This is a genomic window from Streptomyces sp. NPDC058239 (assembly GCF_042882185.1).
Taxonomy (GTDB): domain Bacteria; phylum Actinomycetota; class Actinomycetes; order Streptomycetales; family Streptomycetaceae; genus Streptomyces.
On sequence record NZ_JBHVWS010000020.1, the window covers coordinates 118,994 to 143,887 of the forward strand.

A 24,894-nucleotide genomic window follows, 5' to 3' on the forward strand; every position below is an offset into this window, starting at 1 on the left:
CGGGTCAGCGGCGCAGACCATGGCCTGTCCGGCGGATCACGGCCGGGGGCGCGTGCCCGATCCGCCGGACAGACATCAGCGGACCCGCCCGTAGTAGACGCTCTTCGTCCAGATCTTCTCCAGCCGGACCACCGCGCCGGTCCTCGGCGAGTGCCAGATCCTGCCCTTACCGGCGTAGATCCCCACGTGGTAGATGCTGCGGCCGTAATGGAAGAAGACCAGGTCGCCGCGGTGCCTGTGCGAGGCCGAGATATGGCGGGTCTTGTTGTACTGCTGCTGGGCCGTGCGCGGGAGCTTCTTGCCCGCCTTCTTGAACGAATAGACCGTCAGACCCGAGCAGTCGAAGCGGTTGGGGCCGGTGGCCCCCCATCCGTACGGCGATCCCTTCTTCGACGCGGCGATGTTGAGTGCCTTCATCGAGAGAGTCGCTGCCTGGGCTTGCGTCGTGGCGCCAGGGGCGAGCATCGTGCCGCCGACGGCGGCCAGTGTCAGAACCGAGGCCGTGCCGGCCCGGGCGAGCAGAGACGGGACATGAACCTGCGCAGCCATGCGCAACCCTTCGTCAGCCGCCTGTGAAGGATGACCTGTCGGGTTCGGGCTGGCGAAGTTGCCCGGCCGCGCTCGGCGGCTTCACCCCAAGGGTCGATGGGTGTTCCGGTCGACCCGTTGTGCTCGGGTCCTCCACTCCTGCCGATCCACTTCTGTCGACCAGGCATCCGGACGGCGGCAGGACTCGGCGTCCGCCCGGACCGCCCCGCCGCGGTGGCGGGGGCTTGTCGTCCCAGGGATCTTGACGCACCGACTGCCGGATTTCCGAGGGGAAGCGACGATATGCGAGTCTCCTCACGAATGACCCGTTTGGGTGTGGCTGATGATTTCGAAGACCGTGCAGGTCGCTCGGACCGGTCTCGTACCAGGGGTGGAATGACGGATTCTGCTCACTGCCCTCGCGAAAAAAGCAAGTTGAGATGTCGCTCGCGCGGGGGAATCCCTACGCCGAACGAGCTAGGAATTTCGATTTGCCTGCCGGGCGTGTCGCGCAGGGGAGTTGAGCGAGGTCCGCCGGAGTCGGGGTCGGAGCGGGTTGAGCAAACTCCGTCGGAGGTGAAGACAGGGGGAGTTGGGCGGACCCGGCCGGGGCCCAAGACGCAGTGGGCCGATCAACTCGCCTGAGCGGGGGGTACGGTGACACGTCCGGCCCGCCGTTCCCCGTCCAGCACGCGCAGCGCCCGCGCCAAGGTGGCGGCGTGGATCTGCGCCTCGCCGCGCTCATGCATCAATGCGAGGGCGTCCCGCAGCGCGCTCGCCCGTGAGGCCAGTGCCTGCGCGGCGCGCAGTGCACCGTAGGTGTCGCTGCCGCGGGCCGGGTTGATCCGGCCCAGTTGGTCCAGGACTTCGAGGTAGCAGTCGATGAAATCCCCCTCGGCGCGCGTCAGTGCGGGGAGCGGCGGCAACTCCGGTGGCTGCATCGGGCGTTCACCTCGCGCTGTGCGGCGGGAGTGACGACTTCCGGTTCTCCATGATGTGGTCCACCAGACCGTACGCCTTGGCGCCCGCCGCGTCGAGGATGAGGTCGCGCTCGATGTCGGTGGTGATCTGCTCTGCGCTGCGGCCCGTGTGACGGGCCAACAGTGTGGTGATCATCTTGCGGACCCGCTCCAATTCCTGTGCCTCGATCTCCAGATCGGACGGCTGGCCCTGAACCGGCTCGGTCAGTTCGGGCTGCTGCACGACGACCCTGGCGCCGGGCAGTGCGTGCCGCCGGCCGGGAGCGCCCGCGGCGAGCAGCGCGGATGCGCAGGAACCGGCCTGGCCGAGGCAGTAGGTCTCCACCTCGCAGGTGAGGTACTGCATCGTGTCGTAGATCGCGGACATGGCTCCGAACGAGCCGCCGGGGGAGTTGATGTAGAGCGAGACGGGCCGGTCCGGGGCGTCGTACTCCAGATACATGAACTGGGCGATCAGATCGGTGGCCGCGGTGTCGTCGACCGGGGTGCCGAGGAAGACGATCCGTTCGGCGAGCAGCTTGGAGTACGGATCGAGGGTGCGGATCCCGTTGGTCGTGCGCTCGGTGAACTCGGGCAGCACGTGACGGGCGGCGGGGCGGAACAACATGGCGTTGCCTTTCCTCCGGGGCTGTACGGGGCTCTGCACAAGCATCTGTAAAAAATGTACAGGACGTACAGAAGGTTGTGATGGAGGCATGATCCTAGTGATCCACAAAAGCCCCAGTTCAGAGGCTGTTTTGGCTGTTCGCTGAGGGCGGATATCTCACAATCTCTAGACGTCTTGCTCGTCAGGCTGCTTCGTCTTCACTGAAACCGAGTAGAGAAGTGAGGTGGTCCGAGGCGGCGCGGAGGTCCTCGGGGCTCGGGTGGACGTACATCCGCTTGGTGAAGTTGGCGTTGGCATGCCCGGCCCATGCGGCGAGGACGACGTCCGGCACGCCGTTGACGGCAAGAAACGTGAGGCACCAGCGACGTGCGTCGTAGAGCTGGACCTTCCGCAGCTTCAGCTTCCGCTGCAGGGAGTACGGGGCCTCACGGAGGTCTCGAGTCGTGAGCGGCTGGCCGAGGGCCACGATGAGTCACGCCTGGTCGACCACCGCCTGAAAGTGACCGAGGCATCTGAAAGTGGCAGCGCACCCCGCAGGTAACGTCACCCATTGAGGTGATTTCTGGCACTCGCGTTGCGGCCCCTTTCAGAGCCGAGCCGTCCGGCCTGCGTCCGCGGGCTCCGCATAGCGGTGGAGGCACGGAGCCCGAGACGGCGACGAGTTGCCCCGCCGCTGCGTCGGCAGTGCGACTGCTTCCCTGCCGACGTCCGGCAGCGGCCGCACTCGCCAACGCCCACCCTTCCCGCGATCGACCCGGTGTACAGGATCTCGCCCCGCCCGGGGCGCCGCTGCTGATGGCCAATTACATCCGGCCCCGCCCGGACCGTCCGAGGACGGCAGGCGCTTGCCGGCTGCCGCCCAGATGCCGGCGATATCGGCGGCGATGGCGACGCCCGAGCTCGGGCCTGCGCCCTGCGCCCGTCCTTCTTGTACGTGGCGGCGAAATCCGTCGGCAGTCTGGACCTACGGATACGACCTACGCGGCCGCAAGACTACGTCGACCGACCCCGACAAGGGCCGAGTCGATACCACTTTCAACGACGTCGATCAGCCCTTGACGGTCAGACCATCGTCAACGGCGTCATCCGCACCCTGATCACCGACTACGACGAGCTCGGCCGCATCACCGGCACCTTGGACGGGGCGAAGGACAACGCCCATCAGCTGACAAAGTTCACCTACGACTCCCTCGTGAAGAGGCAGCCGACCGCCTCAATCCGCTACGTCGGAGGCACCACCGGCAAGATCTACTCCCGGGTCGCAACCGGCTACGACGCGCTCGGCCGCCCCAAGGGCACCAAAACCGTCATTGCCGCCAGCGACCCCCTGGTTGTTGCAGGGGCGCCGCAGACGTTCACCACCTCCACCACCTACAACATCGACGGCACCGTTCAGTCGACCTCGCTCCCCGCGGTGGCCGGTCTTCCCGCCGAGACCGTGACCAACAGTTACAACGCCCTCGGCATGCTCACCGGCACCGACGGCATAACCGACTACGTCCAGAACATCGGCTACTCCCCGTACGGCGAGAGCGAGGAGACCCGCCTGGGCACCCCCACCGGTGCCAAGCAGCTCCAGATCCTCAACCGCTACGAGGACGGCACCCGCCGCCCGGCCAACACCCACACCGTCGACCAGACCAACACCGGCTACACCAGCGACGCCAACTACGTCTACGACGCCTCTGGCAACGTCAAGTCGATCACCGACAACGCCAACGGCAAGGACACCCAGTGCTTCGCCTACGACGGCTACCGCCGTCTGACCGAAGCCTGGACCCCGTCCTCCAACGACTGCACCACCGCCCGCGCGGCGTCCGCCCTCGGCGGGCCGGCCGCGTACTGGACCAGCTGGACCTGCAAGCCCGGCGGCCTGCGCGACACCCAGACCGACCACAAGGCCACCGGCGACACCAAGACCGGCTACGGCTACCCCGCTGTCAACGCCTCCGGCATCGGACAGCCCCACACCCTGACCTCCGTCACCGTTAGCTTTCAACCGCGGACGGGGTCGGGACTCCGTCCGCCAAGACGTCGAGTCCGCCCTATGGTGAAACCCTTGGTTACGGGCGCGCGCCGGAGAGATTCCGCACGACGGTGCGGGCCAGGTCCTGCGTAATCCTGGTGCTGCGGGCGTAACCCTCCGTATCGCCCCACTTCAACCCGCTCACCTCATACGTGACGGTCACCAGCAGGTTGTCCAACCGGACGCTCGTCGCGGCCGTCGGGCGATCCTCGCTGTGCCCCACGGCGGTGACGGCCTCGTCGCCCACTCCGTCAAGGTCGGTGGTGTATTGGGAGACGATTGGCCCGACGGGGAGTCCGTGGCCGAAGTACCCGTCCGCCTGTTCGACGGCAGCGAGCGTGCGCGTGGGTTTGAACAGTTGCACCATGATCACCACGACGGGGTCTCCGGCGGTTTCCGTGCCAGCGTTCCAAGAGCAATACCTCGTGTTCATGTCGTAGTCGTGCCCCTCGGACGGTTCTCCCCGGGGGTCCGGTACGAGCTTCAGCAGGACCTCGCGGTCGACCAATTCACAGACGGGGACGACCGCTTCGTACGGCCCGGACTCAGCTTTCAGTAGAAACATGTCCACACCCATCGCAATCGACCCGACAGCGAGAACGAAGCTGGAAAGCATGCTTACGACCGGCCGGAGATCTCCGATCCGTGAACCGCTCGCCTGCCCCCGAGCCGGTGCGGGCTCCCCCGCCTGCGCGGCCAGTCGTTCCTGGAGCCGGGAGTGCCGGAATTGGTAGACGGCGCCGGACTGGCGCAACACGCCGAGGCGGTGGGCCTCCTCGAGGAGGCCGAGCACGTTCCACGGAAGCTTCCCCGCACCCCACAGCCACACTCTTGACGCACCGAACCCGCACCAGGCGGACGACGATGCTCCGAGCACGGCGAAAGCAACGAACGTGACGACCGTGGTGATGGCCCCGGTGCCCGGTCGAACGTCAGGAAGGAACCAATACGGAGCGAACGCTGCGAAGATCAGGAGCCCGGCCGCCCGCCAGACTGCCGAACCTCCCGTCAGCAGGTTGATGAGCCCCAGCGTTACCAGCGTCGCCAGTCGGTCCTCCCTCAGCGTCCGCTCCGGGCCGCGAGTGGCCGCATCGCTGGTGCCGTGGCGGAGATCTTCAAGAGGCTTCTCCACCGTCAGTCGGCCAGGGGCCTTGGGCCGAGGTCTCTTTCGGCGCAGAATCGAGTGGCCGACGGAGAAGATCACGGAGGCAGCTGCGACGATCACGTTGAACAGCAGGTATTGCAGGAGCCAGTAGTACAGCAGAACCCCGCCGACCACCGCCACGAGGGCGAGCGCGGGCCGAACCATCCGCCCCGGCTCGGTACGCGGGACATACCGCGGCGGAGATTCGCGGGAGCCGAACACCACATCGGTGACTGATATCAGACAGAGCACACCGAACGGGACCCAGACCGGCATCTCGATGCCGAACAAGGACGTCTGCCGGTCGACCCGCCACCCGAGCAGAGCAGTGGCCGCACCCAGCGCCAGCATCGCCCCCACTGCCCGGGCCGCTCTCGGACCCGCCGGGCTCAGCCGCCACCACTCCAGGTCTTGGGTGCCCAGAGAATTGAGGTGCTGCGCCAGGAACTTCAACCATCGTGCGGTCCGCTCCGATTGATCGGTGACCGCCGGAACGAGTTGGCCCAGCAGGTGGTCTTCGATCGCGGCTCGGGTGGGAAAGCGGCGGTGGTCCAGAAGCTCGGCGGGATCGCGGGAAGTGTCGCTGTAGGTGATACGGGCCAGACCCGTCATCAGTGGGGTCGTCAGCACGTCCCGCAGCCTCAGCACCTGCGGGTCACGCGGGTGCTCGCGCAGCCGGGTGAACACCGGGTCCCACTTGGTGGCCACAGTACGGCCGACCATCAGCTTCCGGGTCGTGCGGCGCAGATAGTCCACCGACTCCTGCACGCTCAGTGGCTCCACCCGTACCGCCGCCGTCGCCGGCAGCACGATGTCGGCCTGCCTGACGGCGGCCTCGTACTCGTCGGCCCTGCTGGTGAGCAGGAAGGGGTCCGCCTCGCCGAGCGAGGCGCGAAGTCTTCGCAGAGCATGATGCCGGGTCTGTGTGCTCATCTCGTCGAAGCCGTCCAGTACGGGTAAGAGCTGGCCCGACCGGAGGAGTTCGGTGGCGACTGTCCGGCCCGACACGGCCCGCCCGGCGAGTGCCGGGTGGGCGGCCGCCAGGCGCCCGGCCGCCCAGGACTCCAGGTCCTGCGTCGTAGGGTCCCACGAGGCCATGGGAAGGAGTACGGGAACACGGCCGCTCGGCTCCCTCGCCCGCAGGCGGTCGAGAGCGAAGCGCAACGCGAGCACGGACTTGCCCGCCCCGGCTTGGCCGAGAATGAGCAGCCGACCGGAAGGGATTCTGGAAAAGACCTCGTGGAGAGCGCTGCTGCCCGAGAGATCCAGCGACGCGTCGCGCCCGTCGTCCGTGCGGATGTTCGTCCAGTGATCCCCGAACTCCTCCGCGTTGACCCAACGCACTGGCAGCGGAGTCGGATGCTGGAGTCTGCGGAGTCTCATCTCGCGATTCCACAACACCTCGAGTTCGCACGCGAGTTGTTCGGCGGCTCCTTCGAGTTGCCGGTCCAGGAGGCGTGCGAGCCCCGGGTTTCGCCTGGTCCGTGTCAGGCGCCAGCGTCGAACAGCGGTCCGCAGCCGCGGGCTTGTGAGCACGACACACACGAGGCCCGCCAGCAGGAACGGTCCCCTGATCCAGCCGTCGGCGTCGTACGCCACCCACACCAGGGTGACGCCAGTGACGAGGACGCAGAACGGTGCGAGCATCCGCGCGAGAGCACGGGCCGCCCCCGGGACGGGCACCTGATCATGGTTGGTCCCGTCCGAGGAGTAGATGTACTGGTCCCTGCCCGCCATGTGGATCTGGGAGTTGTCGTGGGCGTGGGCTTCCTGACGGGGGGTGGGCTCCCCCGCCGGGACGTTCATGCTCCGGTGATGTGCTGGTCCCTGCCCGCCAGGTAGACGCGGGAGTTGTCGCGGGTTTCCGCATTCATGACGACCGACGCACCTCGGGTCCGCTCCGTCTGGGACAGTGCGGGGCCAAGGTGATCGTCCAGCAACAGCCGCAGTTCGGCGGCGAGATCGGGGGTGACAGTGAGGGCCTGCTGGAAGCGCATCCGCCAGACCCCGGCCAGCGCCTGCTCGGTGTCCTCGTCGTCCGCATCACGTGCGGCGAGCACCTGACCGCGCAGTGCGTCCAGCTCGGCGCCCACGTCGTCTGCGTGGTCCGGACGTAGGCGGCGCCACATCGCCACTGTCGCGGCCTTCACCTGCAGCCAGGCATCCGTCGCCATGGCGCTCACCAAGGCGGTTCCCGCCGCCAGTACGATCGGGTCCATCCCCCACCCCCACGGACAGTGATCCGAGGACCAATCTAGCGGTCTTCAGGGGCGCTTGGGGTGTCGCTATTGAGCCCTTCCGCGTCGGGGCCGACTCACCGGCGATTTTGGTCGTGTTGAACCGATGGGTCCGGTCACCCGTAGGCACTGTCCGGCGGATCACGGTCGGAGCCAAAGGCGGATCGCCGCTGCGGTGACGGTGCCGAGGAAGACGTAGGCCCTCTTGTCGTAACGGGTGGGTGCGCCACGAGGGGGCCTTGACCCCACCGCCGTGCTCCGGACCGCAATCACGCGATGACGTGGTCCCGCTGGCATCGCCGACACCAAGCACGCGCCCGTCGCTGCCACTACAAGCAGCGCGGCCACACGTTCGTGGGACGGCCCCACAAAGACCGCCCCACCCCCGTCCCAGCCCGCTACACTCCCCACACCCAAGCCGTTGACCAGCACTAATGAAGAAGTCCGGCCGTGGCTCGGGTGGACGTACACCCGCTTGGTGAAGGTGGCGTTGGCATGCCCGGCCCATGCGGCGAGGACGACATCTGGTACGCCGTTGACGGCAAGAAACGTGAGGCACGAGTGGCGCGCATCGTAGAGCCGGACCTTCCTCAGTTCCAGCTTCCGCTGCAGGGAGTACGCGGCCTCACGCAGGTGGCGAGTCGTGAGCGGCTGGCCGAGGTGTTGGGCCGTCGAGGGGCGAAGTCCTGTGCCGGCTTGGCCGCCACGCCTGCGGGCGCCGACAAGTAGCCAGGCGACCATGGACTCGACGTGTTCCTCCGTCAGTTCCTCCAGGTCCTCGGCCGCGATTCCTCCTGCCCGGGAGGACTTCTGCCTGGTCAGGCCCGCACGGCCATGCTCCCGTCACAGATCAGTGAGAGAGCGTGTGAGACGACGAAGCCTTGCCAGCGCGTTCCGGCGAGGCTTCGTCGCGTAACGGGCTACGGCGTTGTTTGGTACTCGGCACGGGCACGTTGTACTCCGGCTCTCCGCTACCAAGCACGCGTAGCAAGGACGCGGTGACGACGCGAGTCGAGCGGCCAATCCTGAGTACCCGGCACGGGAACTCGCCCCGACGAACCAGTGCGTAGCCCTTCGCCCGTGAAAAGCCCAACGCCTTCGATGCGTCCGTGACGCTTCCCGTTCCGTCCCACGTGGCTCGAATGCGTGCGGAGCTGTACTGCGATTCCGGCAGCTCGGGGGTTTCTTGCGCAATCGGGTTCTCCAGGTCATTTCGGGTCCGCATTCAATGAGTCTGGCAGCGCGTGTGGCTGTCAGGTCGTGGCTGCTGACCGAACGCGGCAGTGACGTATCCATGATCTGCGGGATCGCCGGTTTGAGTAACCGGCGATCCCGCGCTCTGTTGCTCGGCCCTGAGTCACCTTGCTGAGTCCCGTTGACCTGTTCTCGATGACCTCGCACGTAGAGTGCGTGGCTATCCTTGAGCCCGCCGCGAAGCCTGGGCGCCGCTGAGGATGACGGTCCCAGGACCTGACGAGTCGCCGCCGACCTCCGTCACGTGGTGATCACGGTGCAGTACGTGGCCCCTGACGGCGAAGCCGGTGCTGATTTCCTTGCCGATGGTCGGCTTCCCTCACCGCGTCGCGAGGTGAGCTGCGGTGGGCAATGCCGGGCCGGACCACCGGGTCGACCTGCCGGCTCCCCGGGATCCCTCACTGCGGCCATGCCGGGAGGAGATGACTGTTGTCTCGGATCATCGCCATAGCTGAGGAAGCCACGGGCACCCTTTCCAGTTTTTTCCCATGTGAGAGTGCGAAAAAGGCCCCTCGATCAACACGACGCGCCTCCACCTGGCGTGAACACCCCGGATCTTTTCCCGAAAAGGTGTCCCTCCGTGTCCCACGATCTCCACGTTCCCGCCCGACCCATATCACCGGCATCGCCCGGCACGCACGTGTGCAAGGGATACTGCACTCTGTACACCTGGACGAGCGGCACGCAAGGCTCGGTGTCCTCGGCCCGTCGGGCCTTCCGGCATGCCCTGGACCGAGCGGGACTCTCGGGAGAGGCTGTCAGCAACGCCGTGCTGGCCGCATCGGAGCTCGCAGCGAACGCCACGGAGCACGCCGCCGGACCGTACATGATGACTCTGCGGCACACGGGTACAGAGCTCATCTGCGAGATCCACGACCGCGACCCTCAGATCCCCGCGTTCCCGGCAGCGGCACCGCTCGTGTCCGGCCAGGACGCACCTGGGGGCGCTTGGGGTGAGCTGTATGAAGATCTTTCGGAACGCGGTCGTGGGCTTCACATCGTCGATCAGCTCACCGCAGGGAAATGGGGCTTCCGTCGGTCAGGTGACGGCGGGAAGATCGCTTGGATGGCCATCCTGCTCGCCGTTCCCTCACCGTCGCAGCCTCACCGATCCGCTCGGGACAACAGCGAGTAGGACGTATTCCGGAAACCCTGCTGCGCGGACTGCGCCAGCTCGCCCCCGTGTGGCTTCTTCGCTCCCGGTCAGGCCGACTGTCCGCCCTCGGCGACATCCAGGAGCAGGAGGGCCGCACTGACCTCCACGACGGTTGTCGGAGCGGAGAGGTCGATGTCGGCCACCACTTCGATCCGGCGCAGGCGCTGGCTCACCGTATTGGGATGGACGTTGAGTCTCTGTGCGGCCTCGGTCCGGCTGAGATCACTGTCCAGATAGACGCGCAGCGTCCGCAGCAAGTGAGTGCCGCGTCGCAGATCGTGCTCCCGAACCGCCGCCAGGGTACGGTCGGCGAAGGCCACCAGCTGCCGGGCGTCGTTGAGTTGCAGAAGCAGGCCCGCGACGCCGAGGTCGTCCGGCGTCACGACGATGTCACAACGCCCCGTGCGCAGCGCCACATTGAGTGCTCCGCGAGCAGTCCGGTAGGCCTGCCGGAAGGTCTGCTGTTCGGTGCCGGACACCGCGACGGTTGCTCCCTCGGCGCCCGGAACCGAAGCCATCGCGCGCCGTATCGAGGAGGCGACGGCACCCATGTGCTCCGCCTCGCCGACCGGGCCTGCTGCAGCTCCCGTACGAACTCCGTCCAACGGCCAGAGCGCGACCACTGCTCCCTGGTGCATGGCGACGAGGGGTCTCGGCGTGTACGCGGCAGCGAACTCGGACACCACAGCCAGTGCTCGCTCGTAGGCCCGGGGGCGCCGGGATTCGGACGCCACGTCGAGTTGGCCGACGAGGGCGGCGTGGGGCCGGGACAAGTCGTGCCCCAGTCGGTCGGCGCGCTCCCGCAATGGGCGGGATTCGGCAGACGCACCGCTCAGGATGTCGGCGAGCAGTTCGCCACGCAGCCGGTGCTCGACCTCGGTTCCGGTGCGCAACCGGAACAGTTCGAGCGATATCACGATCGAGGCGTGTTCGAGGGCTCGTTCGTCGAGTGGTGAGACCCCCCCGGCACCGCGCGGCAGCCACACCCGGGCGACTACCTCCCCCGCCAGCCGGACGGTGGCAGCGAGATAGCCGCCGTGCTCGCGGACGAGGCCGGCGCCGAGCACGTGCGGCTCGGACTGGTCCACACGCAGTGGCAGCGCAGCTCGTACGTCGGCGTCCGGCAACTCCGTGAGAGGGCCGGTCTGGGCGAGCACGGTGCCCCGTGCGTCCTCGACGAGTACGGGCCGCGACACGAGTTCCGCCAGCGTCGTGACGATGCCGCCGAGCCCACCGGCACGGAGCGCGACCGACAGGAGGCGTTCGTGGATGCGTTCCGATTTCGTCAGCAGGTCGCGCTGGCGGCGAAGCGAGACGTTCAGCTGCTGGAGTTCGTCGACCATTCGTGCCGCGGTGAGCGCGATCGCGGCGTGGTTGGCCAGCAAGGTGAGCCGCTCGATTTCGTGGTCGGTGAAGTCGTGGACGACCGAGTGGTAGCTGTTGAGCGTGCCGACCACTTCCCCGCCGGCGACGAGCGGCACCGAGAGCATGGACCGGTAACCCTGCTCCTCCGCTACCCCGCCCCATGGCGTGAACTGCGGCTCCCTGGCGATGTCCCGCACCGCGACGGGCGCACCCGACCGAAAGGCCTGACTCGACGGTGCGTGGTGAAGGCTGTCCCCGCGCAACTGCACCGGACGGTCCGAGTTGACGCGCGCCACGTACTCGGCCGACAGTCCGCTCCGTCCTTCGATCACAAGGTTCCGCCCGGAGCCGTCAGGAATCAGGACTCCGCAGAAGTCGAACCCCAGCAAGGACCGCGCCGTGTCCGCAACGAGGTCGAGGACCTCGCGCAGGGTTCGTCCGGAACTCACCGCAGTACTCAATGCCTGCACGGCCTCAAGCCAGCGCCGAAGTTCGGTGTGCGACTCGCTTCTGCTCGACCCGGCAGGGTCCGCACCTTCCCATGACAGCGGCGACATGTACTCAGCATGGCACGGCCCAGGGTGTCGGTGACGACATACATCGGTCTCGAATGTATCTGACCAGACATAGAGATACATGAATCCTGTCCCCATACTCGACCGCACGCCGCTGCATCGGGGCGCGGACAGGGCTCGTTTCCCTGCCACGCCGAAACGTGCAGCCCTGTGCCCGTCGTAAGGACAGCCCATGAACGAGACCAAGACCCTGTGCCCTGACGCTGCCGCGACGCCGGTCGACGCCGTTGTTCGCCGCGAAAGGGCGATCATCAACCCGGCCACCGGCGAGGTGATCCGCACCGTCCCGGACAGCACGGTCTGTGAGGTGGACAAGGCGGTGGAGGTGGCGAGGACGGCCTTCGAGTCCGGTCCGTGGCCGCGCATGCCGCGCAGCGAGCGGGCCAGGCACCTGCTGCGGTTCGCCGACGCGATCGAGGCACACACCGAGACGCTGTTCCAGCTGGAGACGCGGAACAACGGCCGTCCCATCACCGAGACCAGGGCACAGCTCGCCCGTGTCCCGGAGTGGTTCCGCTACAACGCGGGTCTGCTGGCCGCCCAGCGGGACGCAGTCCTGCCCAGCGACGGCCCATACCTCACCTACCAGCGTAGGTCCCCGCTCGGTGTGTGCGGCATCATCACCCCGTTCAACCATCCGCTGCTGATCCTCGCGCGAAGTCTGTCCGCCGCGCTGGCCACCGGGAACACCGTGGTGGTCAAGCCCTCCGAGATGACGCCGCTGACCACACTGGCGCTGGTGGACATCCTGCGCGATGCCGGACTGCCCGAGGATGTCGTCACGGTGGTCACCGGTGGGCGCGAGGTGGGCGAACGGCTCACCGGCCACCCCGACGTCGCCAAGATCACGCTCACCGGTGGCACCGAGGCCGGCCGGGCGGCGGCGGTCGCCACGGCGGCCCGCTTCGCCCGCGTCACCGCGGAGCTCGGCGGCAAGACCCCGATCATCGTCTTCGATGACATCGACCCGCTGGTCGCAGCCGAGGGGGCGGCGTTCGCCGCCTTTGTGGCGGCCGGCCAGTCCTGTGTCGCCGGTTCGCGGTTCCTCGTCCAGCGTGGCATCTACGACGCCTTCGTCGAGGCGCTGAGTGCCCGGGCGTCGGCGATCCGGATCGGTGACCCGGCGCAGCCGGGTACCCAGCTGGGACCGCTGATCAGCAGCGTCCAGCGGGACAAGGTCCTGCGTCTGATCACGACCGGTACGAAGGAGGGGGCCCGGATCGCCGCCGGCGGGGGCGTACCCGACCTGCCGGCCGAGTTCGGCTCCGGCTTCTACGTGCAGCCCACCGTGCTGGCCGACGCCACGATGTCCATGACCGTCACACGCGAGGAGATCTTCGGGCCGGTCGCGGTCGTCGTGCCCTTCGACGGCGAGGACGACGCGGTCGCGATGGCCAACGACAACCGGTTCGGGCTCGGGGCCGGCGTCTGGACTCGTGACATCGGTCGTGGTCACCGCGTCGCGGACCGGGTCGTCGCCGGGATGGTGTGGGTCAACGACCACCATCGGCTGGAGCCGTCGCTGCCGTGGGGCGGGGTCAAGGAGTCCGGCACTGGGCGGGACGCCGGTCAGGAGTCCTTCGACGACTTCACCTGGGTCAAGACCGTCGTGGTGCGGACCGCCGCGGACGACGTCGACTGGTACGGCAGCACTGAGCCAGGCCGTCTCAACTGACCGGCGGCTTTCCAGGCGTCACCCCCTGCACCCTCACACACGGTTTCCCACTGGTTCCGACAGCGTCTCCTGTCCGGCAACGTCCAACGAAGGACCCCACCCATGTCGAACATGCAGGTCGACCAGCCTCCCGAGAGCTGGCGCACGGAGATCACCCGGATGCAATGGCTCGTCCTCCTGGGGACGACCCTGGGCTGGACCCTGGACGGCTTCGCCGGAAGCCTTTACGCACTGGTCCTCGGCCCGGCCATGACCGAACTGCTGCCGCACAGCGGCATCGCGGTGAACACGAGCGGTATCGGACTGTACGGCGGGCTGACCGTAGCCCTTTTCCTCGCCGGCTGGGCGGCAGGCGGGATCCTGTTCGGCGTTCTCGCCGACTACTTCGGACGGGTGCGGGTGCTGTCCGCGGGCATCGTCACCTATGCGGTGTTCACCGCGCTGGCGGCGTTCGCCGACACGTGGTGGCAACTCGGCGTGCTGCGGTTCGTCGCCGGGCTCGGCTCAGGCGTCGAGGCCCCGGTCGGGGCCGCACTGGTGGCCGAGGTGTGGCGTAACCGCTACAGGGCGCGTGCCTGTGGCGTGATGATGTCCGGTTACGCCGCCGGCTTCTTCGTCGCCGCGCTCGCCTACCAGTTGCTGGGCGGGCACGGCTGGCGGCTGATGCTGGGCATCGCGGTGGCGCCTGCCCTCCTCGTGTGGTTCATTCGCCGCTACGTTCCGGAGCCACCGGAGATCCAGGGTGCCATCGCGGCACGCCGGATGCGGAAGGAACAGGGCCAGGTTGCCGCGGCGGACCGGTTCGTCCTGCGCCGACTGCTCGCCGCACCGTTCCTGAGCCGGACGGCGATCTGCACGACGCTGGCCACTGGCTCGCTGATCGCCTTCTGGAGCGTGTCGACCTGGTACCCCCAGATCATCCGCCGGCTCGCCGCCGATGACGCGTTGTCCCTGGCGACTTCCAACAGCCACGTCGCGGTGGCCTCGATGCTGTTCAACGCGGGCGGCGTCCTCGGCTACGCCTCGTGGGGCTTCCTCGCCGACGCCGTCGGGCGGCGCAGGGCTTTCGCCATCAGCTTCGCCGTCTCCGCCGTAAGCGTCGGCTATCTCTTCCCCTTCCAGCACACCTACGGCGAGTTCCTGCTTGCCCTGCCGGTCGTCGGATTCGGCCTGTTCGGCGCCCTGTCGGGCACTTTCGTCTACGGCCCCGAACTCTTCCCGCCCAGTGTGCGCGCCACCGGAATGGCCCTGTGCAACAGCATCGGCCGCTTCATCACCGCGGCGGGCCCGCTTGTGGCCGGCGTCATCGCCGTCTCGTGGTTCGGCGGAGACCTGGGCCTGGCGACCACTTGTGTCGCGGCGGTCGGCCTGATCGCGGTCGCCGGTCTCATCTTCGCGCCCGAGACCCGCGGGGCCGAACTCCCGAGCGAACCCCTCGACCTCGGCCCGGACCAGGCGGAGCCGCCGACCGGGTCGATCACCAGCAAGGAGATGTACACATGAACGCATACGACGGCGCGACCGCGGCAGTCATCGGGGGGTCGATCGGCGGCCTCACCACGGCGCTCCTCCTGCGCGACCTGGGCTTCACGGTCGATGTCTTCGAGCGGACTCCCACCGCCCTGGACGGACGCGGAAGCGGCATCGTACTGCAGCCGGACACCCTGCGCTGGTTCACCGAGCGCAGCGAACAGCACCCGGAGGGCCTCAGCACGTCCACCGACTTCGTGCAGTACCTGGACCCCGACAACCGGATAGTCCATCGCGAGCGACGGACGTGGAGCTACACGTCGTGGGGGACGTTCTACCGCGCCCTGCTCGGCGACTTCGGGCAGGAGCACTACCACCTGGGTGAGTACGCCTGCGGGTTCGACCAGGACGACCGATCCGTCACCGTGCGGTTCGTGAGCGGGCGTGAGGTGACCGCGGACCTGGTGGTCTTCGCCGACGGAATCACCTCCATCGGCCGCGAGCGCCTCGACCCGACTGCGGCTCTCACCTACTCCGGCTACATCGGATGGCGCGGCACGGTCCCGGAGAAGGACCTCTCCGAAGGCACCCGTGAACTGCTGAAGGACTCCATCACCTACACCGTGGTGCCCCACTCGCACATCACGCTGTACCCGATCCCCGGTGAAGGCGGGACGGGTCCGCAGGACCGGCTCATGAACTACGTCTGGTACCGAAACGTGTCCACGGGGCCCGAGCTGTCCGAGATGCTGATCGACAAGCGCGGCTTCCCCGGCACGGTGTCGGTCCACCCCTCACAGGTCCAGGACCGCTACGTCGAGGAGATGCGCCAGGCCGCATGGCGGATGCTGTCGCCCGCGGCGGCCGAGGTCGTGACCTCGACGGCCACGCCGTACATCCAGGTCGTCTCCGACGCGCGCTCGTCGCGGATGGCGGAGGGCCGGGTGGCCCTGATCGGCGACGCGGCATGCGCCGCCCGGCCCCACGCCGCGGCCGGCACCGCGAAGGCGGCCGCCGACGCCTGGGCCCTCACCGCCGCGCTGGAGGAGACGCAGGGCGACATCAGCGCCGCCCTGCGCAAGTGGGAGCCGATCCAGCTCGAACTCAGCGCGCGACTGCTGGAGCGGGTCGTCGCCATGGGCGAGCGCTCCCAGTTCTCGAACACGTGGACCGCCGGCGACCCGAGCCTGCGGTTCGGTCTCTACGGTCCCGGGCGATGACGCCGACCGTCGGCCCGCCACGCACACCAAGAGCCCACGAACCACCACATGGAGGAGCAATGACCAGCAACGCTTTTCTGTCGGACCTGCCCCTGGCGGGAGACCTCGTCGCCACCGGGTTCGACGGATGGTCGCAGGAACTGCGCGAGGAGTTCGAGGCGCATTCTCACGACGGCTGGGTCGGCTCCCGGCTGCTGAGCGAGACGCCGCGGGTGCGGGTGTGGGAGATACGGCTCGCACCAGGCGAGCGCTGGCACGCCCACCGACACGTCCTGGACTACTTCTGGACCGCAGTGAATGCGGGACGCAGCCGCCAGCACACGCACGACGGCACCACCAGGGAGGTCTCCTACAACGCCGGGGAGACCCGCCACTTCACCTTCGGCCTGGGCGAATACCTCCTGCATGACATCGAGAACGTCGGCGACACCGAGCTCGTCTTCACCACCATCGAGCACCTCGACAGCTGGAACGCGCCGCTGGACATCCACGGCCACGGGCCGGACGGCCGACAGGAGGGACAGGCGTGATCAGCGCCCCGCTCGCCGAGGGCGTCATCGATGTCCATGCCCACTGGCTGCCCACCGAGCTGTTCCACCTCCCTCCGGGGGCTCCGTACGGGCGCATGCACGACCGCGACGGCGAACTCCACCTCGGCGAAATCCCGCTGTCGATTCCGACCCGGGCGATGAGTGATGTCCCCGCGATCCTCAAGGACATGCGCGCCGCGGGTGTGGGGGTGCGGGTCCTGTCCGCACCGCCGTTCGCGTTCCCCGTGGGAGGCGTGCCGGGGGCCGGTGAGTATGCCACGGCGTTCAACGACGCGCTGTCCGCCGTGGTCTCCGACGCCGGCGGCAGGCTCGTGGGGCTCGGCATGGTGAGTCTCGGTGACGTCGACGAGGCCCGCGCCCAGATGGAGCGGCTGGCTCGTACCGGCGGCATCGCCGGGATCGCGATACCGCCGCTGCTCGCCGGCGGCTCGCTGGATCGGGGCCCGCTGCGCCACATCCTCGCCGACGCTGCCGACCTCGACCTGGCCGTGCTTGTCCACCCGATGCAACTGCCCCGGCCGGAGTGGTCGGAGCACTACCTTTCCAACCTCATCGGCAACCCCGTCGAAAGTGCCACCGCCGTTGCCGCCCTGATCCTGGGCGGCGTCAAGGAGGAGTTGCCGAGGCTGCGGATCTGCTTCGTACACGGCGGCGGATGCGCACCGGGGCTGCTCGGTCGGTGGACGCACGGCTGGCACACCCGGCCGGATGTGCGGCGTCACTCGACCCGCCCGCCGGAGGAGGTTTTCGGCGAGCTCTTCTTCGACAGCGTCACCCACGATCCCGGGCTGTTGGGGCTGCTGACCGCGCACGCGACCACGGACGCGATCGTGTGCGGGAGCGACTATCCCTTCGACATGGCTCAGCAGGATCCGGTCGGCTTCGCCACCGACCACGGACCTGACGCCGGGACCCTCACCGCCAACGCGCGGGCATTTCTAGGACTGTGACGGGCCCGGCGGCACCCACTCATCCCCGCGCTGCGGCTCCTCCACCGTGAGCGGTCCCGTACGAACCCACCCGGCGACTGCCGTGCGCCGGGTGGCACGGGCACGACGTAGCCCCCTCCACCGCTGAGACCAGCGGACAGACCGTTCCGAGAAGGGAACCCACTGTGTCAGACTCTTCCCTGGCCGAGCGCCAGGCGGTCAGAAAGGCCCTCAGACGACTGGGCCCGTTGGTCCTGCTCCTCTATACGGCCGGCTACCTCGACCGGGTCAACCTCGGGACCGCCGCGCTGACCATGAACGCCGATCTCGGCATCAGCATCTCCGCCTTCGGCTTCGCCACCGGGATCTTCTCGGCCGGATACATCGCCCTGCAGGTCCCCGGCAACCTGGCACTCAACCAGCTGGGCCCGCGGCGCTGGCTCGGTCTGCTCACGATGTCCTGGGGCGTCGTCGCCGTTCTGTCGAGCCTGATCCAGGGCGAGGGCAGCCTCATCGCGAGCAGAATCGCCTTGGGTGCCGTCGAGGCAGGCATGCTCCCCGGCATGCTGATGTATCTGACGATCTGGTTCCCGCCGCGGATGCGCGGCCGGGTCACCGCTCTGGTGTGTCTGCCGTTCTACGCGATCCTGGGAACACCGCTGTCCGCGGCGATCATCCAGTACGCCCACGGCGTGATGGGAGTGGCCGGGTGGCGGTGGATGTTCATCCTGGAGGGAGTGCCGACGATCATCCTCGGTCTGGTACTGCTTCGCTTCCTGACCGACTCTCCGGCGACCGCCCCGTGGCTCACGGAGCCGGAACGGGAGGCCTTGCTGCGGGTCACCACGGCGGAGACCGCCACAGAGAAGCTGAAGATCCGGTTCAGCGACGTCCTCCAGCGCCTGCGTGACCTCCGCCTGGTCACCCTTTCCGTGGGCGTCAGCCTCCTGTGGGTCGGCTTCGTCGCCATCACCTCGTTCCTTCCGCTGATCATCACCGGCTTCGCCCAGCAGGCCCACACCAAGCTGAGCGTGCTCCAGACGGGCCTGTTGTCCGGGGCCGTCTACATCCCCGCGACGCTCGTCGCCCTCCTGTGGGTGTCCAGCTCGGACCGGCGCAACGAGCGGGTGTGGCACGTGGCCTGCGGTGCGCTGCTGGCCGCCGCCGGCACCGTACTGGCCGCCAACACCACCGGCCTGTGGCTCACCCTGCTCGGTACGGTCCTGCTCACGTCCGGTATCTATGCGGCCCTCTTCCTCATGTGGCAGATCCCGGTCGGACACCTGCGCGGGCCCGTCGCCATGTCCGTCGGCATCGCCCTCACCACCATGCTCGGCAACATCGGCAGCTTCCTGGCCCCCTACATCGTGGGGTGGCTGCGCGACGCGACCGGAAACTACAACAGCGGCCTGTACTTCATCGCCGCCTCGCTCATCGGCTGTGCCGTCGTCACCGTGACCGGCAACCGGATACGGACGCGCGGCGCCACCTCCCCCACCCCCATCTCACACCGCGGTGACATCGAAGAAGTCACCGCTCACTGACGAAGGACGAACACCTTGCTCACGATCGACCACATCTCGCTGGGATCCCGCAACATTTACGCGGGCACCGAACAGCTCTGCGAGGAAACGGGGTTCGGACAGTACGAGGGGGGCTGGTTCCCCCACCTCGGCATCGCCAACCGCATCGTCCCGCTGGGACCGGACCAGTACATCGAGGTAGAGAGCGTCATCGACGCCTACGCACCGCAGACCAACCCCAACGCCCGCTGGTTCTACGACCAGATCGAGGGCGGCGACGTGTTCATCGGCTGGTGCCTGCGGGTCGACTCGCGCGACGAGCTGGAGAAGCTGGCCGAGCACTTCGGCACCGACATCATAGACAAACCGCTGCGCAAGCGGACGGACGGCGTGCAACGCAACGCGATCCGCGTTCCCGAGACCATTCCCTGCTGGCAGCGGGGAATGCCCAACGTGTTCCTGATCGAAGACCTCGCCGAACACCCGGCCGCCCAACCGCGCAACGGGCAGCGGAACACGCCCCAGGGCATCACCTGGATGGAGGTCGGTGGCACCGCGGCGGACATGCGTGCGTGGCTGGGCGACGGCGCCGCCGACCTTCCCTTGAAGTACAACGGCGGACGTCCCGGCCTGTACGCGGTCGCCGTCGCCACGGACGAGGGTGAGGTGGTGATCCGCCGCACGGCGGTCACCGAGCCTCGGCAATGTGCGTGAGCCCACTTGGTCCCGCACCGCGCACCCGCAGGTCGTCGCCACGGGGACCGCGCTTCCGACTCACTCGGCCAATTCGGAGCCGGGCGGACGGCCTGCCTACGCCCCGCGCCCGGGAAACCAGCTTGTCCGGGGCTGCAGCGGTGATACGCCGTGAGCCGCGACCGCGGGACGGTGCTGGCGCCCAGCGGGCACGGCTGACCTCGGGCCCGGCTGTTGGTGGGATGGCCGCCGACGCGGTGCCAAGGGTCGTCCTGCGTCGACAGGCAGCGACGGTGGGCCGGCGGGTACCGGTTTCTTGGGCGAAATTCGCGGTGGGATCGGCCAGCAGCGAGGCTGGGTGTGAGGAGAAGCTGCGAGGCTCGGGTCGTGAGCCGCCTCGCCGTCAGGTGATGTGCCGCAGCAGCGCGGCGACTGCCGGGGGTGCCTCGCCGGGAGGTCTCACCACCATGATCTTCCAGTTCGGCGCGTGCCGGTCGAACCGGTACTGGGGCAGATCGGGGAAGCGGGCTGCGATCGACTTGGGCATGATGCAGATGCCCAAGTCGTTGCGGACCAGTTCGGCTGCCGCGACGATGTCGTTCACCTCGAATGTCGTGCTGCGGTCGACGCCTGCGGCACGGAAGGCCCGATCGACCGCGTAGCGGATGGCCCAGCCGGGTGTGAAGTCCACTATCGGCAACCGGGCGACGTCGGCGAGTCGGACCTCGCCGTTCGGTGTCGTCCCGGCGATGACCCGCCGGGACGACACAACGAGCACCATCTCCTCGCGGGACAGCAGCCGGGTCGTCAGTCCTCGCTGCTGTTGGCGGTCGAGCGCCACCACGGCCAGATCCACCGTGCCCTCGCGCAGCGCCTGCCGGATGTCGGCCACCGCCGCCTGCCTCAGTTGGACCACCACACCTGGGTGCTCCGCCCGCAGCGCGGCCAGGGCGTGGTGGAGACCCGCCCAGACCCCCTGCATTGTGCCGACCGTCACCCGCCCGCGCAGCTGTCCCTGTACGGCGTCGACCGCCTCCCGTGCCAGTTCGGCGGCGCGGAGCGCCGCGCGTGCGGCGGGGACGAACGCCTCGCCGGCCGGTGTCAGGGCGACGCGGTGCGTCGTGCGGGCGAACAACGGCGTGCCCAGCTCACGTTCGAGGCCCCGGACCGTGCTGGATACGGCGGACTGGACCACGTGCAGCCGCCTTGCCGCCGCCGTGAACCCGCCCGCATCCGCCACCGCGACGACGACCTCCATCTGCCGCAGATCCATCATCCGCTCCCGATCAAACAGCGCTCCGTCCAATACAGAGACGACGATCTTCGATCCTTGCTGCATCGTATGCGGACGACGTCGTCGTCCGGGGCCGGCTCATGCTCCTTCAGGCACGCGCTCCGGCACCTTCAGACGCGGACCGGCGGGATCCTTCAGGCGCGGACGAGCGGGGTGTCGACCAGATGCTCGGCCAGGAACCAGGCCTGCAGTTCCCCGGTCCTGATCACCTGTGAGACCAGGAGATCGTTGGTGCCGTCGTCACCCAGCTCACCGGTCCGGGCGGCGGCGTCGTGGGCCTCGACGAGGATGGTCTCGTGGGCTTCCAGCAGCCGTGACAGCATCGCCGGCACTTCCTCCACTCCGTCCGGAGGCCGCGGGATCGATGTGATCTCCGCGACGTGCCTGGGGTCGCCCACCGCGACGCCGCCCAGGGACTGGACGCGTTCGGCGATGGTATCGACGATTTCCAGCTGCTCCCCCGCGTGCTTGTCGAGGACCAGGTGCAGTTGGTAGAAGGTCGCGCCGCGCATCAGCCAGTGATGCTTTTTGTAGAGGCCGTAGAGGATCTGAGTGTCCGCCAGGACCTTGTTCAGGCGCTGGCAGGAGTACATCCGCGCCTCGTAGGACAGGCCGATCGGGAACTGCTTGACGGTGCCGAACTCCTGGATCACCTCGCCCCTCTGGTGCAGCCACGGCTGGCTGCTGCTCACGGGCTTGGTACTGGTGGTCATGGTTCGCCTCCTGTGGTGCCGTGCTGTGCGTACCCGAGTGACGCTAGGTGCCCCGACGCAGGGCGCATTGACCGGGAGCGCATGCGGTGGTGTCCGCCAGTGCACAGTGCGCGGTGTCCCGTGCCAAGCGTTCGCTTTCGGGCAAGCCCCCGTGCGCTGTCGGGCACGGGCCTTCGGCCGGCCGATCTAGCCTCGGCAGGACGGCCCACGTCCGTGGAGCCCGAGGAACGAGGAGAGGCAGGCATGAGCGCGAACGAGCAGGCGGATGTGGTGGTCGTCGGGCTGGGGCCGGGTGGTGAGTACGTCGCGGGCACGCTGGCCGAAGCTGGGCTGGACGTGGTGGGGGTCGAGGCGGAACTCGTCGGGGGCGAGTGTCCGTACTGGGGGTGCGTGCCCAGCAAGATGATGATCCGGGCCGGGAATCTGCTCGCCGAGGCGGGCCGGGTGCCCGCCCTCGCCGGCGAAGCGGTCGTGACTCCGGACTGGGGCAGGGTCGCCGGGCGTATCCGCGGCGAGGCCACTGACGACTGGAACGACCAGGCCGCCGCCGGCCGTCTCGCGGCCAAGGGCGGCCGGCTCGTCCGGGGGACGGGCCGTCTCTCCGGGCCGCGCCGGGTGGCGGTCGGCGACCGCACGTTCGAAGCCCGGCGCGGTGTCGTGCTGGCCACCGGCACGCGGCCCCGGATCCCCCCGGTGCCGGGCATCGAGGGAACGCCGTACTGGACCAACAGGGATGCCATGGCGGCCAAGGAGCTGCCGGAGTCGATGGTCGTGCTCGGCGGGGGCGCCATCGGTGTCGAACTCGCCCAGGTCTTCGCCCGCTTCAAGTGTGCGGTCACGGTGATCGAGGGGCAGGACCGGCTGCTGTCGCAGGAGGAACCGGAAGCCGGGGGGCTGGCCGCGGAGGTGCTGCGGGCGGACGGAGTCACCGTACTCACGGGTGCTCGGGCACGGCAGGTCAGCCATGACGGCACCGAGTTCACCGTCCGCCTTGAGGGTGACGGGGAGCCGCTTCGTGCCGAACGGCTTCTGGTCGCCACCGGGCGCCACACCGACCTGGCCGCACTGGCGGTCGACACGGTGGGGCTGGATCCATCGGCGGGAGCCGTGAACACGGACGGGCAGATGCGGGCGGGGGAGGGGCTGTGGGCGGTCGGCGACATCACAGGCCGAGGCGCCTTCACCCATGTGTCGATGTACCAGGCGCAGATCGCCGTCCGGGACATCCTCGGACAGCCCGGTCCCGACGCCGACTACCGGGCGCTGCCCCGCGTCACCTTCACCGATCCGGAGATCGGGGCCGTCGGGTTGACGGAGCGGCAGGCGCGTGAGCGGGGGCTGCGGGTACGCACCAGTGTGCTGCCCATCGCCTTCTCCACGCGAGGCTGGATCCACGGGCCGGGCAACGAGGGGCTCATCAAGCTTGTGGAGGACGCGGACCGGGGCGTGTTGATCGGCGCGACGTCGGCGGGGCCGGCGGGAGGCGAGGTGCTCTACGGACTGAACGTGGCCGTCCACGCCGAGATACCCGTCGACCGGCTCCAGCACATGATTTACACGTATCCCACCTTCCACCGGACGGTCGAGGCCGCGCTCGGAGCCCTCCGCTGAGCCGCCCCCCGATCGCCCACGCGGCCCCGGCGCCCAGGCGATGGCGCACCATGCCGGGCCGCGACCCCGACGAGCCGCACAGGGCCGCCACCTCGCTGGAGCTTCTCTTCGACCTGTGCTTCGTCATCGCGGTGGCGCAGGCGTCCGGGAGTCTGCACGAGGCGCTGACCGACGGGGAGTACGCCACCGGTGTCCTGCGCTTCGCGCTGGTCTTCTTCACCATCTGGTGGGCGTGGATGAACTTCACCTGGTTCGCTTCCGCCTACGACCCGGACGACGTCCTGTACCGGTTGACGGTGTTGGTCCAGATCACGGGGTCGCTCGTGCTCGCCGCAGGCGTTCCCCGCGCGTTCGAGGAGGGTGACCTGCGGGTCATCACCATCGGATACGTCGTGCTGCGCACGGCGCTGGCCGCCCTGTGGCTGCGCGCCGCGTGGTCCGACCCCGCTCGGCGGCCGACCACCCTGCGCTTCGCCGTTGGGGTGACGGTATGTCAGATCGGGTGGGTCGGGTTGCTCGGTCTCCCGGCATCGGCGCGGCTGCCGGGCATTGTGGCGCTGATCATCGCCGAGGTCTCCGTCCCGGTGTGGGCGCAGTCCGCCGGGATGACCCCATGGCATCCGCGCCACATTGCCGAGCGCTACGAACTCTTCACCCTCATCGTCCTCGGAGAGTCCGTCGCGGCGGCCACCGTCGCCGTCCGGGGCGCCTTCGACCGGCACCAGGGCACCGGTTCGCTGTACGCGGTGGCGGCCGGTGGCCTGTTCATGGCCTACGCCATGTGGTGGCTGTACTTCGCAAGATCCGCGCACGCCCTGCTTGCCACGACGCACCAGGCCCACCGCAGGAGATTCACCTGGGCCTACGGCCACTACCTGATCTTCGCTTCGGCGACCGCCGAGGGAGCCGGCCTGGCCGCGTATGCCGATCACGTCACGCGACGCACGGATGCCTCGCCGTTGGCCGCGGGCGCGGCGGTCACCGTCCCCGCGGCCGTCTTCCTGATCACCGTCTGGGCCGTACACCTTCGGCCCCATCAAAGAACCGTGGCCGAGTGGATTCCGTATCCCGTCGCCGCGGTCGGCGTCCTGGTGACCGCCTTCTTCCCGGCACCTGCCCTCGCCGCCGGTGTGCTGCTGGCGGTCCTGGTCGTGGTGGTCACGGTGGAACAGCGGTGCAGAAGCCTGCGGTGAGATCTCACCCTGTGCCGGGACCGAAGGGCCGCGGGGGGGGGGGGGGCGCGGGGGGGGTGGGGGGGGCCCGCGCCCCCCCGCCCCCCCCCCCCCCCCGAGGGGCGCCGGCCCCCCCGCCGGGGGGGGGCGGGGCCAGCACGGGGGGGGGCC

20 protein-coding genes, 1 pseudogene and 1 riboswitch are annotated in these 24,894 nt (G+C 68.7%); of the genes and pseudogenes, 11 read left to right on the forward strand and 10 right to left on the reverse strand.

The window, feature by feature from the left end; translation table 11 throughout:
* Positions 1-75 precede the first annotated feature (75 nt).
* The 4 genes from ACFVYE_RS22205 to ACFVYE_RS22220 form a co-directional block, all read right to left on the reverse strand.
* On the reverse strand, positions 76-549 hold the full coding sequence (locus ACFVYE_RS22205; protein ID WP_383958579.1) for a C40 family peptidase: 474 nt from the start codon (positions 547-549) through the stop codon (positions 76-78).
* Between the two features lie 3 nt (positions 550-552).
* A riboswitch (cyclic di-AMP (ydaO/yuaA leader) is annotated at positions 553-725 on the reverse strand.
* A 435-nt stretch (positions 726-1,160) separates the two neighbouring features.
* A complete protein-coding gene (locus ACFVYE_RS22210) occupies positions 1,161-1,469 on the reverse strand; it encodes a hypothetical protein (protein WP_383958577.1) in 309 nt (102 codons plus the stop codon).
* A 7-nt stretch (positions 1,470-1,476) separates the two neighbouring features.
* A complete protein-coding gene (locus tag ACFVYE_RS22215) occupies positions 1,477-2,112 on the reverse strand; it encodes an ATP-dependent Clp protease proteolytic subunit (RefSeq protein WP_383958737.1) in 636 nt (211 codons plus the stop codon).
* A 184-nt stretch (positions 2,113-2,296) separates the two neighbouring features.
* A complete protein-coding gene (locus ACFVYE_RS22220) occupies positions 2,297-2,581 on the reverse strand; it encodes a hypothetical protein (RefSeq protein ID WP_383958575.1) in 285 nt (94 codons plus the stop codon).
* Between the two features lie 468 nt (positions 2,582-3,049).
* On the opposite strand from ACFVYE_RS22220, the gene ACFVYE_RS22225 reads away from it, so the two are divergent.
* A complete protein-coding gene (locus ACFVYE_RS22225) occupies positions 3,050-4,234 on the forward strand; it encodes a hypothetical protein (protein ID WP_389607003.1) in 1,185 nt (394 codons plus the stop codon).
* Here the strand turns inward: ACFVYE_RS22225 and ACFVYE_RS22230 are convergent.
* From ACFVYE_RS22230 to ACFVYE_RS22240, 3 genes and pseudogenes are all read right to left on the reverse strand, one after another.
* Positions 4,179-7,091 (reverse strand): NACHT domain-containing protein, encoded by a 2,913-nt coding sequence (locus tag ACFVYE_RS22230; RefSeq protein WP_389607005.1) that lies wholly within the window; start codon positions 7,089-7,091, stop codon positions 4,179-4,181. The two genes, ACFVYE_RS22225 and ACFVYE_RS22230, sit on opposite strands and share 56 nt — an antisense overlap.
* On the reverse strand, positions 7,088-7,504 hold the full coding sequence (locus tag ACFVYE_RS22235) for a hypothetical protein (protein WP_389607007.1): 417 nt from the start codon (positions 7,502-7,504) through the stop codon (positions 7,088-7,090). Before ACFVYE_RS22235 ends, ACFVYE_RS22230 begins: the two co-directional genes overlap by 4 nt.
* 531 nt (positions 7,505-8,035) lie before the next feature.
* Positions 8,036-8,263: pseudogene (locus ACFVYE_RS22240) on the reverse strand (hypothetical protein); the annotation flags it as partial.
* Positions 8,264-9,470: 1,207 nt separating this feature from the next.
* On the opposite strand from ACFVYE_RS22240, the gene ACFVYE_RS22245 reads away from it, so the two are divergent.
* Positions 9,471-9,911 (forward strand): ATP-binding protein, encoded by a 441-nt coding sequence (locus ACFVYE_RS22245; protein ID WP_389607009.1) that lies wholly within the window; start codon positions 9,471-9,473, stop codon positions 9,909-9,911.
* A gap of 68 nt (positions 9,912-9,979) precedes the next feature.
* Here ACFVYE_RS22245 and ACFVYE_RS22250 read toward each other — a convergent pair whose 3' ends face one another.
* Positions 9,980-11,746, reverse strand: a complete 1,767-nt coding sequence (locus ACFVYE_RS22250) for a helix-turn-helix domain-containing protein (RefSeq protein WP_383958565.1) — start codon at positions 11,744-11,746, stop codon at positions 9,980-9,982.
* A 298-nt stretch (positions 11,747-12,044) separates the two neighbouring features.
* On the opposite strand from ACFVYE_RS22250, the gene ACFVYE_RS22255 reads away from it, so the two are divergent.
* From ACFVYE_RS22255 to ACFVYE_RS22285, 7 genes are all read left to right on the forward strand, one after another.
* A complete protein-coding gene (locus tag ACFVYE_RS22255; RefSeq protein ID WP_383958563.1) occupies positions 12,045-13,547 on the forward strand; it encodes an aldehyde dehydrogenase in 1,503 nt (500 codons plus the stop codon).
* Between the two features lie 102 nt (positions 13,548-13,649).
* On the forward strand, positions 13,650-15,050 hold the full coding sequence (locus ACFVYE_RS22260; RefSeq protein WP_383958561.1) for an MFS transporter: 1,401 nt from the start codon (positions 13,650-13,652) through the stop codon (positions 15,048-15,050).
* A complete protein-coding gene (locus tag ACFVYE_RS22265; protein WP_383958559.1) occupies positions 15,047-16,237 on the forward strand; it encodes an FAD-dependent monooxygenase in 1,191 nt (396 codons plus the stop codon). Before ACFVYE_RS22260 ends, ACFVYE_RS22265 begins: the two co-directional genes overlap by 4 nt.
* A 59-nt stretch (positions 16,238-16,296) precedes the next feature.
* Positions 16,297-16,767 (forward strand): hypothetical protein, encoded by a 471-nt coding sequence (locus ACFVYE_RS22270; protein WP_389607012.1) that lies wholly within the window; start codon positions 16,297-16,299, stop codon positions 16,765-16,767.
* Positions 16,764-17,738 (forward strand): amidohydrolase family protein, encoded by a 975-nt coding sequence (locus ACFVYE_RS22275; RefSeq protein WP_383958555.1) that lies wholly within the window; start codon positions 16,764-16,766, stop codon positions 17,736-17,738. Before ACFVYE_RS22270 ends, ACFVYE_RS22275 begins: the two co-directional genes overlap by 4 nt.
* A gap of 164 nt (positions 17,739-17,902) precedes the next feature.
* On the forward strand, positions 17,903-19,261 hold the full coding sequence (locus tag ACFVYE_RS22280; RefSeq protein WP_389607014.1) for an MFS transporter: 1,359 nt from the start codon (positions 17,903-17,905) through the stop codon (positions 19,259-19,261).
* A gap of 15 nt (positions 19,262-19,276) precedes the next feature.
* Positions 19,277-19,954 (forward strand): VOC family protein, encoded by a 678-nt coding sequence (locus tag ACFVYE_RS22285; RefSeq protein ID WP_383958551.1) that lies wholly within the window; start codon positions 19,277-19,279, stop codon positions 19,952-19,954.
* Between the two features lie 382 nt (positions 19,955-20,336).
* On the opposite strand, the gene ACFVYE_RS22290 is transcribed toward ACFVYE_RS22285, so the two are convergent.
* Together ACFVYE_RS22290 and ACFVYE_RS22295 are read right to left on the reverse strand one after the other, a co-directional pair.
* On the reverse strand, positions 20,337-21,209 hold the full coding sequence (locus ACFVYE_RS22290; protein WP_389607017.1) for a LysR family transcriptional regulator: 873 nt from the start codon (positions 21,207-21,209) through the stop codon (positions 20,337-20,339).
* Between the two features lie 152 nt (positions 21,210-21,361).
* Complete coding sequence (locus ACFVYE_RS22295; RefSeq protein WP_329837051.1) at positions 21,362-21,940, reverse strand: DNA starvation/stationary phase protection protein; 579 nt, start codon at positions 21,938-21,940, stop codon at positions 21,362-21,364.
* A 243-nt stretch (positions 21,941-22,183) separates the two neighbouring features.
* Between ACFVYE_RS22295 and ACFVYE_RS22300 the strand changes: the two genes are divergently transcribed.
* Complete coding sequence (locus ACFVYE_RS22300) at positions 22,184-23,551, forward strand: dihydrolipoyl dehydrogenase family protein (RefSeq protein WP_389607019.1); 1,368 nt, start codon at positions 22,184-22,186, stop codon at positions 23,549-23,551.
* 50 nt (positions 23,552-23,601) lie between these two features.
* A complete protein-coding gene (locus ACFVYE_RS22305; RefSeq protein WP_383958545.1) occupies positions 23,602-24,744 on the forward strand; it encodes a low temperature requirement protein A in 1,143 nt (380 codons plus the stop codon).
* Positions 24,745-24,894: the final 150 nt, after the last annotated feature.

Coding starts and splice junctions, on each gene's coding strand:
- ACFVYE_RS22260 (WP_383958561.1), top strand. CDS start 13,650: ATGTCGAACATGCAGGTCGACCAGCCTCCCGAGAGCTGGCGCACGGAG.
- ACFVYE_RS22255 (WP_383958563.1), top strand. CDS start 12,045: ATGAACGAGACCAAGACCCTGTGCCCTGACGCTGCCGCGACGCCGGTC.
- ACFVYE_RS22205 (WP_383958579.1), bottom strand. CDS start 549: ATGGCTGCGCAGGTTCATGTCCCGTCTCTGCTCGCCCGGGCCGGCACG.
- ACFVYE_RS22295 (WP_329837051.1), bottom strand. CDS start 21,940: ATGACCACCAGTACCAAGCCCGTGAGCAGCAGCCAGCCGTGGCTGCAC.
- ACFVYE_RS22270 (WP_389607012.1), top strand. CDS start 16,297: ATGACCAGCAACGCTTTTCTGTCGGACCTGCCCCTGGCGGGAGACCTC.
- ACFVYE_RS22265 (WP_383958559.1), top strand. CDS start 15,047: ATGAACGCATACGACGGCGCGACCGCGGCAGTCATCGGGGGGTCGATC.
- ACFVYE_RS22300 (WP_389607019.1), top strand. CDS start 22,184: ATGAGCGCGAACGAGCAGGCGGATGTGGTGGTCGTCGGGCTGGGGCCG.
- ACFVYE_RS22290 (WP_389607017.1), bottom strand. CDS start 21,209: ATGATGGATCTGCGGCAGATGGAGGTCGTCGTCGCGGTGGCGGATGCG.
- ACFVYE_RS22210 (WP_383958577.1), bottom strand. CDS start 1,469: ATGCAGCCACCGGAGTTGCCGCCGCTCCCCGCACTGACGCGCGCCGAG.
- ACFVYE_RS22305 (WP_383958545.1), top strand. CDS start 23,602: ATGCCGGGCCGCGACCCCGACGAGCCGCACAGGGCCGCCACCTCGCTG.
- ACFVYE_RS22230 (WP_389607005.1), bottom strand. CDS start 7,091: ATGAACGTCCCGGCGGGGGAGCCCACCCCCCGTCAGGAAGCCCACGCC.
- ACFVYE_RS22235 (WP_389607007.1), bottom strand. CDS start 7,504: ATGGACCCGATCGTACTGGCGGCGGGAACCGCCTTGGTGAGCGCCATG.